Origin of the sequence: Pseudomonas sp. H3(2019), assembly GCF_007713465.1 — a bacterium.
Taxonomy (GTDB): domain Bacteria; phylum Pseudomonadota; class Gammaproteobacteria; order Pseudomonadales; family Pseudomonadaceae; genus Aquipseudomonas.
The window spans coordinates 171,654-186,769 of record NZ_VMSG01000002.1 but is presented as its reverse complement, the minus strand read 5'-3'; the positions used below and the strand labels follow the sequence as shown (position 1 = coordinate 186,769).

Below are 15,116 nucleotides of genomic sequence, written 5' to 3'. Positions count from 1 at the left end.
AAGCTCGGTAGGGAACAACTCAATAAGAAAAAAGGGAAAGACCATGAATCATGTATTTCGCCTTGTCTGGAGTGGACGTGCAGGTACTTTCGTAGCAGTCAGCGAGTATGCGAAATCCCATGGCAAAGGTCGCAGCGGCGGGCGACGGGGGCGCAGGCTCCGGACGCTGGCCTTGTTGCTGTCGGCGGGCATGGCGTTCAGCCCGATACTGCAGGCAGTCGATCGGTATTGGGATACCAACGGCACGGCAGTGGGCTCGGGTGGTACCGGCACTTGGAATCTCTCCGGCGCTTTCTGGAGCCCCAACAACGACGGCGTCAGCGGTCCTTACAGCACCTGGAACAACGCCGCCCTGGACGACGCCTTCTTCGGTGGCACCGCCGGCACCGTGACCCTGGGCACGCCGCTCACCGTACATAACCTCACCTTCCTGACCACCGGTTACACGCTCAACGGCAGCACCCTGACTCTGGGGGGGATCACGCCCACCATCACCGTCACTGGCGCAGCCACCATCAACTCGATCCTGGCTGGCAGCGCGGGTCTGACCAAGGCGGGGGCCGGTACCCTCAGTCTCAACGGTGCCAACACCTTCAGCGGGGGTGTCGTGGTCAATAGCGGCGGCCTGGCCCTCAACGGCGATTCCGCGCTGGGTGCGGCGGGCAACGGCGTCACCATCGCCGGCGGCACAAGCTTGAGCAGTACAGGTGCCCTCGCAACGAGCCGGAACATTACCCTCACCAGCGGGACCGTCTTGCTGAGCGGCGCAGGGGTCGGCTCGGCCCGCTTCACCGGCGCCGGCGGGCTCAGACTGAATAGTGGTGTGAATCTTACCAACACTGCCAGCACCTATACCGGGGCGACTTTTTTCAACAACGGGGGTGGCGGCAGCTTCTCGTTCAATTCCATCGCCGATCTGGGCGTGGCCAGTTCCCTGGGTGCGCCAACGACGGTGGCCAATGGCACCATCACGCTTGGGTCCGGCGGTGGTGTTGGTTCAACACTGAGTTATACCGGTAGTGCCAGCAGTTCCAACCGCAACTGGCAACTCAACGCCGCGGGCACCGTGGCGCCGCTTACCTTCCGCAACGTAGGGACAGGCACGTTGACACTGACCGGCAACATGGCCGTGTCCGGTGGCAGCACCTATGGAACTAACTTCAATGCCAATACGGCCGACATGTCATTGCTGGGCATCATTTCAGGCAATGGGTTGGTCTCCTATACCGGTAGCGCCGGAAGAACCATCACGCTTGGCAACGTCAATACGTATACGACCGCGACCGGCATCAACGGCGTAACCGTGCGGGCCGGTTCGTTCAAGGACATCGGCACCGCCAGTTCCTTTGGCGCCGGCGCGGTGGGGAATGGCATCGGCATCACCAATGGCGCCGTGACCTACACCGGCGCTGGCGACAGCAGCAATCGGACATGGGGACTAAACGGCGGCGCGATCAACAACGACGGCACCGGCGCGCTTGCGCTCAGCGGTACCCTGGCACTCACCAACACCGGCACGCTCGGCGGCAGTTACGTGGGTGCCGACAACCTCTTCTCGGGCGTCATTTCTGGTACGGGCGGCCTGGCCAAGAGCGGCGCCTCCACCTGGGTGGTCAGTGGCGCCAATACCTACACCGGCAGCACCACGGTCAATGGCGGCACGCTCCGCGCCGGCAGCACCACAGCCTTTGGAGCAACCAGTGGGGTCGCCGTGAACAGCGGTGGTACGCTGGACCTCAACGATCTGGACATCACGGTGCGCTCGTTGGCCGGTACGGGCGGCACCGTCGACCTGGGATCGGGGAAGCTGACCCTGAACGATGCTGCGGGTATCAGTACCGCCTACGCCGGCAACATCACCGGCAGCGGTGGCCTCGTCAAGACCGGAGCCAGCACGCAGACCCTCACCGGGGCCAACACCTACACGGGTGCGACCACTATCAACGGCGGTACGCTGCGGTTGGACTTCGGTGCAGCCACCGCGCCCACCAGCAACATTATTTCCAGCGCCTCGACCCTGAACATGGGCGGTGGGGTGCTCAATGCGATCGGTTCCGCTGGCGAGGCCAACACGCAGACGTTCAACGGTCTGCTCGTCACCGCAGGTAACAACACGATCGGCGCGACATCCGGCACCGGCGGCAGCATGGCAGTCAACCTGGGGGCGATCAACCGCACCGGTGGCCTGGTCAACTTCAACCTGCCGGGCAGCGGCAACATCTCCACCACGAATACCACACTGGGCGGTTGGGCCACGGTCAACGGCACCAATTACGCCAAGGTGGTCGGTGGCAACATCCTTGCCTTCACCACGGCGGACTATGTCAACAAGGACAATGCTTCCACCTGGCTGAACAACGAGATCCTCAGCGATGCCGGTGGCACTGCGAACTCGCCCTTTTTTGGCACGGTGAGCGGCAGCAAGCAGATCGGCGGCTTGCAGTACACCGCGGCAGCCAACTCCACCGTGACCGTGGGCGCCGGTAATACCCTCGGTGTGGATGGCACCATCATCGTTGCGCCGTCGGTCGGGGCCAACAATCAGACGATCACGGGCGGTTCGCTCACCGGTACCTCCGGAGGTGGTGTGCTAGGCGTCCAGCAAAATGGCACCGGCAACTTCACCATAGCGTCCCAGATCGTCGACAACGGCGGCGGAGTCGGCTTCACCAAGGCCGGTACCGGGCTGGTCACGCTGACCAACGCCAACAACACCTACACCGGCGCCACCATCGTGTCGCAGGGGATCCTCTCGGTCGGCAATATCACCAACGGCGGCACGGCCAGCGGCATCGGCGCCTCGTCCGCGGCGTCGTCCAACCTGCTCCTGGAAGGCAGCACGCTGCGCTACACCGGTCTCACGACGACCAGCGACCGCGGTTTCACCATCGCCAAATCCGGCGCGATCCTGGGCAGTACCGTCGATGTCACCAGTGCCGTCAGCAACCTGACGTTCAACGGCCTGGTCACCAGCACCGATGGCGCCAGTTTCACCAAGACCGGCGCCGGCACGCTGACGTTGGGCAACGCGGGCAACGACTACACCGGCATCACCTCCGTCACCGGAGGCACGCTGGCGGTCAACACCCTGGCCGATGGCGGCCTGGTCAGCGGCATCGGTGCGTCCAGCAATGCCTCGGGCAATCTCGTCCTCAATGGCGGCACGCTCGCTTACCTCGGTGGTACGTCCAGCACCGATCGTGGCTTCACCGTCGGCACCCCCGGTGCTGGCGGCAGCGTTGGTGCCATTGGTGTCAGCAACGCGGCCACCACCTTGACTGTCAGCGGTACGGCAGTGGGTGATGATGGTTTTCGCAAGGACGGGGCGGGCACGCTGGTGCTCTCCGGCACCAATACCTACTCGGGCGGTACCTCGGTCACTGCCGGCACGCTGCGCGCAGGGTCTACCCAGGCTTTTGGCAGCACAAGTAACAACCTGAGCGTGGCGAGCGGAGCCACGGCGGATCTCAATGGTTTCAACACCTCGATCGGGGCGCTCCAGGGCGTCGGCAACGTGACCCTGGGCTCCGCCACGCTAACGGCTCTCGCCGGCGGGAGCTACGGCGGAGTCATCAGCGGTAGCGGCGGCTACACGCAGGTGGCTGGCACCCAGATTATGTCCGGTTGCAACAATACCTACACCGGCGCCACCGCCATCAACAACAACAGCCAGATTACCGTCGATTGTCTGGCCAATGGCGGGCAGGCAAGCGGTATCGGCGCATCGTCTAGCGCTGCTTCCAACCTTCTGTTCAGTAACGGTTATCTCAATTACACCGGTGGCAGCGTCAGCACCGATCACGGATTCACGTTGCAGGGCGGGTATGGCGTGCTTAACGTCACCGACGCGACGACCACCCTGGGCATCAGTGGGGCGGTGGGCGGCGCCGGCACCCTGTACAAGAGAGGGCCCGGCACGCTGGTGCTATCCGGCAACAATACGTATACCGGCGGCACAGTGGTTGATCAGGCCGGCATCCTGCGCGCCGGCTCAGCCACGGCCTTTGGCAACGGCTACCTGAACATGGGCAACGTGGCCGGCGCCACGCTGGATGCCAACGGTTTCAATCCGTCGTTCACCTGGTTGCAAGGTGGCGGCACCGCGGGCGGCAACATCAACCTAGGCGGGCAGACGCTGACGGTCAGCACCGGCAACAATACGGCTGGCGTTGCCTATGCAGGCAACATCAATGGCACCGGCAACCTGGTCAAGAGTGGTGTGCAGGTCCAGCGAATGACCGGATGCAACAACGGCTACACCGGCACCACCACCATCAACGGCGGGACCCTGGCCGTCGACTGTCTGGCCGACGGCGGCAGCAACAGTGGCACCGGCGCCAGCAGCGCGGCCGCAAGCAATCTGGTCATCAACGGTGGCGCCACCCTGTCGTACGGTGGTGCGGGCCAAAGCAGCGATCGCCTGTTCACGCTCGGCGCGGGCGGTGGCTCGCTGGATTCCTCGGGCACAGGAGCATTGAACCTGACTAACGTCGGCGCCATTGCGTTGACCGGTACCGGCGTCGCGCGCACGTTGACGCTCACCGGTACCAACACCGGCAACAACACGCTGTCGGCGCAGCTCGACAACAGCGGTACGGGCGTCAGCTCGCTGACCAAGACCGGCGCCGGCACCTGGATTCTGACCGACAACAACAGCAGCTACACCGGTGTCACCACTATCAACGGCGGCGTGCTCGGGGTCAGCAAACTCAGCAATGGCGGCACGGCCAGCGGCATCGGTGCAGCCTCCAGTGCGGCCTCCAACCTGGTGATTGGCAACGACTCGACCCTGCGCTACACCGGCGCGGGCGACAGCAGCAATCGACTGTTCACGCTGGCGGGCGGCGTTTCGTTCATCGAATCGTCGGGTACAGGCGCGATCAACTTCACCAATTCCGGCACGATCGGGCTATCGAATCCGAACGTGGCGCGCACCGTCGCCCTGGGCGGCACCAACACTGGCAACAACACCTTGGCCGGCGTGATCGGCAACAGCGGCACCGGCATCACCACGCTGGCCAAGAACGGCAGCGGCACTTGGGTCCTGACCGGCAACAACACGTACACCGGCAACACCGTCATCAACGACGGCAACCTGACGATCGGCGACGGCAACACGTCGGGCAATCTCGGCACCGGTAATGTGATCGTTGATTCGGCAACCTCGACGTTGTCGATGAACCGCAGTGACACGGTCATCTTCAATGCCACCATGAGTGGTCCGGGCACCTTCGCGCAGGTCGGCACCGGCACCACCACGCTGACCGCAGGCAACAGCATCGGCGGTGCCACGGTGAGCGCGGGCACGCTGGACGTGAATGGCGTGCTGAACACCGGCTCCATCGCCATGAGTGGCACCTCCACCCTCAACGTGGACGGCACCGTGCAGGCGGCGGGCGGAACGACTGCCGCGATCACCGGCGACGCAGGCGCCAGCACGATCAACGTCAACAGCGGTGCGACCCTGCGCGTCAACGGCGACTTGGGCGATGGCAGCGATGCCCTCAACGTGACTGGCACGCTGGATACGGGTGCCGCGGTGTTGAACCTGGGCGCTGGCAACGACACCCTGACCATCAATGACGGAGTGATCAACGGCGCCGGCGTCGACGCGGGTGCCGGCACCGCCGACAGCCTGGTGATCAACAACGCCCTGGCGAAGACCTTCGGTGGTTTCAGTGGCTTCGAGCAACTGACCAAGCAGAACACGGGCACGCTGACCTTGACCGGCAACCAGAATTACAGTGCCGGTACCGCGATCAACGGCGGCACGCTGAATGTGAACGGCACGCTTGATACCTCGACCGTCTCGATGGCGGACGCCACCACCTTGAACGTGGTTGGCACGGTGCAGGGCATGGGCGGAACGACTGCCATCTTCACCGGCAGCGCCGGCGCCAACACCCTCAACATCAACAGCGGGGCGACGCTGCAAGCAAGCGGCAGCCTTGGCAACGGCACCGACAATGTCACCCTCGCAGGTACGCTTAACACGGGCGGCGCCGCCCTGGACCTGGGTGCGGGGGACGAAACCTTGACCCTGCGTGACGGCGCCGTGATCAGCGGAGTGGGTATCAATGCCGGAACCGGCAACGACCAGTTGGTGCTCGACAATGCCCTGGCGCTGACCTTCAACGGCGGCGCGACCGCGGGTTTCGAAAGCCTGCTCAAGCAGAACAGCGGCGTCACCACCCTGACCGGCAGTCAGAGCTTCAGTGTAGGCACCACAATCAACGGCGGCGCGCTGAATGTGGTGGGTGCGTTGGAAACGCCATCAGTGAATCTGGCTGACAATGTGGCGCTCAATGTCGATGGCTCACTGCAGGGTGTTGGCGGAGCAGCAGCCACGATCACCGGCAGTGCCGGCGCGAATACCTTGACGGTGGGTGCTGGTGGCCACCTGGTCGCCAGTGGCGATCTGGGTGGCGGCGACGATGTCCTGGACGTGACCGGCACGCTCGACACCGGCGGCGGTACTTTCGCACTCGGCGCCGGTGATGACACCCTGAGCATCCACGACGGCACCCACATCATCGGCGCCGTGACGGCGGGCGCGGGCACCGATACTTTCGCCACTGATATCAATACCAGCGCAGACGTGGGTGCAGTGCAAGGGTTTGAAACCCTGACCAAGACCGGCGTCGGCGCACTCAACTTCAATGGCCCGACGGGTTCTGACTTCACGACCGTCAACGTACTGAACGGCATGTTGAACATCAATGCCGCTGCCAGCTTTACCGGGGTATCCGACGCGACGGTCGCCAGCGGCGCGGCGCTGAACGTCAATGGCAGCCTGGGTTTTACCACAGGTTCTGACAGCCTCACCGTTGCAGGCAATGTTGCGGGGACAGGCACCGTCGACATGCTCGATGGCGATGATCAGTTAACTCTACAGGATGGCGCTGATCTAAGCGGTCTGACGACCGCGATCAACGGTGGCCTCGGCATCGATACGCTGACGGCTGACATCGCCACCACCGCGACCCTGGGCGGCGCGGTCAATTTCGAAACCCTGATCAAATCCAATGTCGGCACGCTCAACATCAACGGTCCGGTGACTTCGCAGTTCGATACGGTGCTGGTGCAGGGCGGGACGCTGCACGTCGCCGCGGGCACCATCGTCGATCCGCAAACCACCGTGGTGTCCTCGGGCGCGACCATGACCGTGGACGGGACGTACCAAGGCACCGCAGGCAACGACACATTCACCGTGTCGGGCACGGTCAATGGCACCGGCACGATCAACCTGCTCGACGGCGACGACATACTGACCTTGAACGACGGCGCTGACCTGAGCGGGCTGGCCAATCCACTCGACGGTGGCGCGCATGGCGCAGGCGACACGGTCGTGTTGAACAACGCCGGCGCACTTGCCCTCAACGGCGGCAACATCGTCAACTTCGAATTCTTTCAGAAGAACAACACCGGCACGGCGACGCTGACCGGGACACAGAGCTTCAGCGGCGGCACCGCGATCAATGGCGGCACGCTGGATGTGGAAGGCGCACTGACTACGCCGACGGTGACGTTTGCCGATAACACGACGCTCAATGTCGATGGTTTGCTGCAGGGCGCGGGCGGTACGGCCGCGACGATTACTGGCAGCGCCGGCATCAATACGGTGACGGTCAATGGCACGCTGGTCGCGACCGGCGACCTCGGGGCCGGCGGCGATGTGCTCGACGTGGTTGGCACGCTCGACACGCAGGGCGGAACCTTCGCGCTGGGCGATGGCGACGATACCTTCACCGTGCACGACGGCACCAATGTCATCGGCACCATTGACGGTGGCGCCGGCGTGGATACCCGCGTCTACGACATCAATCTGAACGCCGACCTCGGCCAGTTGGTCAACTTCGAAGGCGTGACCAAGACCGGTGCCGGCACGCTCAACCTCAACGGCCCCGGCGCGACTGATCTGCAAGAAGTCAGCGTGCTTGGTGGTACGTTGAACATCGGACCCACCGGCAGCGTGGTGGCGACCCCGGGCAGCACGCTCAGCACCTTGGTTGGCAGCGGCGCCACCTTAAACGTGGACGGCAGCTATGGTTGCGGCGACGGCAACGATACGATGACGGTGGCCGGCACGGTATCGGGCACCGGCACCATCGACCTGTGTGGCGGCGATGACACGCTGACCCTCAACGATGGCGCGGTGCTGAGCAACGTCGTCAGCGGCGGCGACTCCAACAACGGCGATACCGTGGTGCTGAACAACGCCAATGCCTTTACGTTCGACGCTGGCAACACGACCAACTTCGAGCTCCTGCAGAAGGAAAATACGGGTATCGCGACCTTGATCGGAACCCAGGGTTTCGACAGCGTCAATGTGGCGGCGGGCACGCTGGATGTAGACGGCACGCTGGAGACGTCGAATATGCTTCTGCTTGGCGGCACGACGCTCAACGTTGACGGCGTGGTACAAGGCTTCAATGGCGCCGAAGCGGTCATCCTCGGTGACGATGACGTCAACACGGTAACGATCGGGGCTGGCGGCTTGCTGTTCGCGACAGGCGACTTGGCGGGCGGCAACGACGTGCTGGACGTGTTCGGTGAACTCAACACGAATGGCAACAGTTTCAGCGGCGTGCTTTCGCTGGGCGACGGCGACGATCTGTTCACCCTGCACGACGGGGGGGTGGTGAATGGCGTCGTCTACGGCGGCAATGGCACCGACACCGCCATCGCCGATATCAACCTGACCGCCGATCTCGGCGCACTGGTTCAGTTCGAAGTCCTGACCAAGACCGGGGTCGGCACCCTCAACATCAACGGCGATACCGTCGGCGTGTTGTTCCCGTCCACCATCCAGAACGTCAATGTGCTGGAGGGCACGTTGAACATCGGGCCGGATGGCATCGTGGCAGGGCCCGCCGACGGTAGTCCGTTCAGTACGCTCGTTGCGAGTGGCGCCACCCTCAACGTGGACGGCAGCTACGGCTGCGGCACCGGCAACGACACGATGACCGTGGGCGGCACGGTGACGGGCAGCGGCACCATCGACCTGTGTGACGGCGACGACACGCTGATCTTAAACGACGGCGCGAATCTGTCGGGTCTGGTCAACGCGCTGAGTGGCGGAGACGGAACGGATACGGTGTTGGCCGACATCGCCGGCAGTGCGGTCCTGGGGGGCGTAGTCAACTTCGAGACGCTGACCAAGACCAACATCGGCACGCTCAATGTCGATGGCCCCGCATCTTCGTCGTTCACCACGGTCAATGTCCTCGGTGGCACGCTGGATATCGGTGCCGCCGGCGCGATCAACGGCGTGGTTAGCACGACGGTGGCGAGCGGCGCGACCTTGAATGTCGACGGCGGCTACACTGGCAGCGCGGGCAACGACAGCTTCGATGTGTCCGGCACGGTCAGCGGCAGTGGCACCATCGACTTGGCTGCTGGCGACGACACGCTGACACTCAATGACGGCGCGGTGCTGAGCAACGTCATCGACGGCGGCGCGCATGGCGCAGGCGACACCGTCGTGCTGAACAACGCCAACGCACTGAGCTTCAACGCCGGCAACACGATCAACTTCGAATTCCTTCAGAAGGACAACACTGGCACGGCGACGCTGACCGGGACACAGAGCTTCAGCAGCGGCACCACGATCAACGGTGGCACGCTGGACGTGGACGGTGCACTGAGCACGCCGACCGTGACGCTGGCCGACAACACGACGCTCAATGTCGATGGTTCGCTGCAGGGCGCGGGCGGTACGGCCGCGACGATCACCGGCAGTGTGGGCATTAACACCGTCACTGTGGGGGCGGGAGGGACCTTGCTCGCCAGCGCCGATCTGGGCGCCGGTAACGATGTGCTCGACGTGGTCGGCACGCTCGATACGCAGGGCGGAACCTTCGCGCTGGGAGATGGCAACGATACCTTCATCGTGCACGACGGCACCAATATCATCGGCACCATCGACGGTGGTGCCGGCCTGGACACCCGCGTCTACGACATCAACCTGACCGCCGATCTGGGCGCATTGGTCAACTTCGAAGGCGTGACCAAGACCGGTGTCGGTACCCTCAACATCAACGGCCCCGCCGCGACCGACCTGCAGCAAGTCGATGTGCTCGGCGGCACGCTGAACATCCGGCCAAGCGCCACGGTATCGGTGCAGGACACCACGGTCGGCAACGGCGCGACGTTGAACGTGGACGGCAGCTTCACCGGCACGAGCGGTAACGACACTATGACCGTAGCCGGTACGGTGACCGGCACGGGCACCGTGGACCTGCTCGACGGCGACGACACCTTCATTGTCCAGGACGGCGCCGATCTGTCGGGCTTGGCGAATGCCGTGGACGGAGGGGCGGGCACCGATACCTTCCTGGCGGACATCGCAGGCATCGCCACGCTGGGCGGCGCGATCAATTTCGAGACCTTGACCAAGACCAACACAGGCACGCTCCACGTCGATGGGCCGGCGAGCTCGAGCTTCACTGTCGTCAATGTGGGGGGGGGCACGCTGGACATCGGTGCCGGCGGTGCGATCAATGGCGTGGTTAGCACGACGGTGGCGAGCGGCGCGACCTTGAATGTCGACGGCGGCTACACTGGCAGCGCGGGCAACGACAGCTTCGACGTGTCCGGCACGGTTAGCGGCAGTGGCACCATCGACCTGGCCGCCGGCGATGACACGCTGACCCTCAACGATGGCGCGGTGCTGAACAACGTCATCGACGGTGGCGCGAACGGCGCAGGCGATACGGTGGTGTTGAACAATGCTGCGGCGATGACGTTCGATAGCAGCAATACGATCAACTTCGAGTTCCTCACCAAGGACAACGTCGGCGTCGCGACCCTGGTCGGCACCAGTACCTTCTCCGGTGGTACCGCGCTCAATACCGGCACCCTGGACGTGGACGGCACGTTGAATACGCCGACCGTCGCGCTGGGTGACAACACTACGCTGAATGTCAACGGCAGGTTGCAGGCGGTCGGTGGTACGGCGGCAACGCTCACTGGTAGCGCCGGCACCAATACGGTGTCGATCGGTGCGGGCGGCACGCTGTTGGCGAGTGGCGACCTGGGCGCGGGCAACGACGTGCTGGATGTCGCCGGCACACTCGACACCAGGGGCGGGATCTTTGCATTGGGTGATGGCGACGACAGCTTCGTGGTGCACGATGCCACCGTGGTGCTGGGCACGGTCGACGGCGGCGCCGGGCTGGATACCCGCGTCTACGACATCAACCTGACCGCCGACCTGGGCGAATTGGTGAACTTCGAGGGTGTGACCAAGACCGGGGCTGGCGTGCTCAACATCAACGGGCCGGGCGCGACCGATCTCCAGGAAGTCAGCGTGCTGGGTGGTACTTTGAATGTCGGCCCCGACGCCAGTGTGGTGGCGACCGCTGGCAACACGCTTGCCACCGTAGTGGGCAGCGGTGCGACGTTGAATGTTGACGGCAGCTACGGCTGCGGCGCCGGTAACGACACGATGAGCGTGTCGGGCACCATCAGTGGTAGCGGCACCATCGATCTGTGTGGCGGCGACGACACGTTGACCCTAAACGACGGTGCGGTGCTGGCCGCCGTGATCGACGGCGGCGGTCACAGCATCGGCGATACGGTGGTGTTGAACAATGCAGCTTCGATGACGTTCGATAGCAGCAATACGATCAACTTCGAGTTCCTCACCAAGGACAACGTCGGCGTCGCGACCCTGGTCGGCACCAGTACCTTCTCCGGTGGTACCGCGCTCAATACCGGCACCCTGGACGTGGCTGGCACGTTGAATACGCCGACCGTCGCGCTGGGTGACAACACTACGCTGAATGTCAACGGCAGGTTGCAGGCGCTCGGTGGTACGGCGGCAACGCTCACCGGTAGCACCGGCACCAATACGGTGTCGATCGGTGCGGGCGGCACGCTGTTGGCGAGTGGCGACCTGGGCGCGGGCAACGACGTGCTGGATGTCGCCGGCACACTCGACACCAGGGGCGGGATCTTTGCATTGGGTGATGGCGACGACAGCTTCGTGGTGCACGATGCCACCGTGGTGCTGGGCACGGTCGACGGCGGCGCCGGGCTGGATACCCGCGTCTACGACATCAACCTGACCGCCGACCTGGGCGAATTGGTGAACTTCGAGGGTGTGACCAAGACCGGGGCTGGCGTGCTCAACATCAACGGGCCGGGCGCGACCGATCTCCAGGAAGTCAGCGTGCTGGGTGGTACTTTGAATGTCGGCCCCGACGCCAGTGTGGTGGCGACCGCTGGCAGCACGCTTGCCACCGTAGTGGGCAGCGGTGCGACGTTGAATGTAAAAGGCAGTTACGGCTGCGGCGCCGGTAACGACACGATGAGCGTGTCGGGCACCATCAGTGGTAGCGGCACCATCGATCTGTGTGGCGGCGACGACACGTTGACCCTAAACGACGGTGCGGTGCTGGCCGCCGTGATCGACGGCGGCGGTCACAACACCGGCGATACGGTGGTGTTGAACAATGCAGCTTCGATGACATTCGACGGCGTCAACACAACCAACTTCGAATTCCTCACCAAGGACAACGTCGGCGTCGCGACCCTGGTCGGCACCAGTACCTTCTCCGGTGGTACCGCGCTTAATGCAGGCACCTTGGACGTGGGCGGCACGTTGAATACGCCGACCGTCGCGATGGGTGACAACACTACGCTGAATGTCGACGGCAGGTTGCAGGCGGTCGGCGGCACGGCCGCGATAATCACCGGAAACGCTGGCACCAATACGGTGTCGATCGGTGCGGGAGGCACGCTGTTGGCGAGTGGCGACCTGGGCGCGGGCAACGACGTGCTGGATGTCGCCGGCACACTCGACACCGGGGGCGGGGTCTTTGCACTGGGTGATGGCGACGACACGCTGACCATCCACGACGGCACCAAAATCCTGGGCACGGTGGCTGCAGGAGGAGGCAACGACGTCCTCAATGCCGACATCGCGGTGAGCGCCGATCTGGGCGCCGTGCAGAGCTTCGAAACCCTGAGCAAGACCAATGTCGGCGTACTCAACATCAACGGCCCGTTGGGGTCGGAATTCGCCACGGTCAATGTGCTCGCCGGCACCTTGAACGTGGGCGCCAACGGCAGCGTCATGGCGCAGAACACGACGGTCGCCGCCGGTGCCACGCTCGACGTGCAGGGCCGTTACACGGGTACCGACGGAGATGACAGCTTCACCTCGAGAGGCACCGTGCGCGGCATGCTGGACTTCGGTGCCGGTAATGACTCGGTTAGCTTCATCGGTGGCGATCTGAGCGGTCTGCGCAGCTTGGGTGGGGGGGATGGCGATGACCACCTCAGTTTCAGCGGTCTGGATCTCAGTGCCGGTGCTCCGGGGCTGAGCAATTGGGAGCGGGTCGAATTACTCGACGGCAGCGTTTTCGCGCTGGCCAGTCCACTCGACCTGAACGGTGGTCTACTGACCATCGACAGCACTTCACGCCTGCTCGCCCGCTCCGGTGCAAGCGTTGGAGGAAGCGTTCATAACGACGGCATGATTAATGTCGGATCGCACCGTCTGGCGATCAGCGGAGACTACAGCGGTAACGGCACTCTCGACGTGCAGGTCGCTGCCTCCGCCGGTACGTCTGGTGGGTTGGACATAGGCGGTGATGTGGTCGGTACGACTCGCGTCTATTTCGCCAACGATGGTACGGAGGCCAAGCCGGGGACAACGATCCGAGTCATCAGCAGTCCCAATGACAATCCGTCAACCGCCGGAGGCTTCGTGTCGGACAAAACCGTGCGTTTAAACGGTAGTGTCCTGGCGTGGAATTTCGCTCAGGGCAAGAATGGCTCGGACTGGTATTTGAGTTCGGCCGACAAGCTGCTGCTGCCGGAGATCCCCGGCTATACGGTGGTGCCGGATATCGGCTATAGCATGACTCTGGATAACAACCGACTGCTGTTTGACCGCATGGCCGGAGGCCGTGGGGATAACCCCTACTGCAACCGCAGCGAGGAAGAGCGCACGCGCATTGGTCTGGAGTGGTTCGGCACCTGCGAAGGGCTGTGGCTGGCCGCCATCGGCAGTCACTTGTCGATGGAATCGAATCCGGGGTTCGAGTTCGATGGCAACAGCACGGGGCTCTATGGCGGCTACGACCACCTGTTCGTGGACGAACAGGCTTACCGCATGCGTGGCGGTCTGTTCATCGGCCAGCAGCGGGGCAATTACTCGACCACAGGCGAGAGTTCGACCGGTCCGGTGAGTGTGGGCAGATCCAACGTGGACATGGAGGCGCTGGCGTTTGGCGCCTATGGAAGCTTGGATTGGCAGAGCGGCACCTATGCCGACCTGAGCCTGACGGCTCTGCTGCCCGATGCGCATGTCCGTTCGTCCGATGGCTTCAGGGAGCGGGTGCACGGCGACATCTTGAGTCTCAGTGGACAAGTGGGGCACAGGTATGCGCTGGGCGACGGATGGGTAGTGGAGCCGCAGTTCCAGGCGAGTGCCATCCACATGCGCTGGGACGACAAGACCGACTCGAGCGGCAAGCAACTGAATATAAAGGACGATGTATTGGGATTAGTGAGGACTGCGGTGCGCGTCGAAAAGACCATCAAGACGGATGGCGGCGCGAGCCTAAGGCCTTGGCTGGCCGTAGGGTTGCAGGACACCCTGGGGGAGAACTCAACAAACCTGGAAGTAACACTGCCGGGCGGGACACGGCAGAGCTTCTCCGGACATGACCTAGGATTGAGCGCAACGCTGGATGTGGGGTTGGAGGCCCAGGTAACTCAGGATCTGAAGGTATTTGGCACGGCTTCGGTAATAGGCGCAAACCTGGGCGGCGGCGATGTGAATCAGCAGCAGGTTAGCGTCGGGGTGCGCTGGTCTTGGTAAGGGGGGGCTGAAAGCGCCTTCCTCCTATTGGCAAAGCCCACGATGGTGGCGGTCTGATGGTGCTGTGGAATTTCCTATGCGTCGGAATCTGTAAGTCCAGCCCCGAAAAGAAAATCAGCAAATAAAGGTTTTTCACCGCATCGCGAGAGACCGCTTTTGGCCGGAACCCTCACCGAATACCCTTTGTGGTTGAGAGTCGAGTTTGTTGATTCAGTCAGAAGGAACTGGGAGAGAGGGTTGCGGAAATAGCTGAAAAGATGCGGAAACGATCCGTAAATGT

Annotated in this window: 1 protein-coding gene; it reads left to right on the top strand. The window is 63.4% G+C overall.

Translation table 11 applies throughout. The features are described from left to right. The first annotated feature begins 43 nt into the window (after positions 1 to 43). Positions 44 to 14,836, top strand: a complete 14,793-nt coding sequence (locus FPT12_RS03185) for an autotransporter-associated beta strand repeat-containing protein (RefSeq protein WP_145014608.1) — start codon at positions 44 to 46, stop codon at positions 14,834 to 14,836. The last annotated feature ends 280 nt before the right edge of the window (positions 14,837 to 15,116 follow it).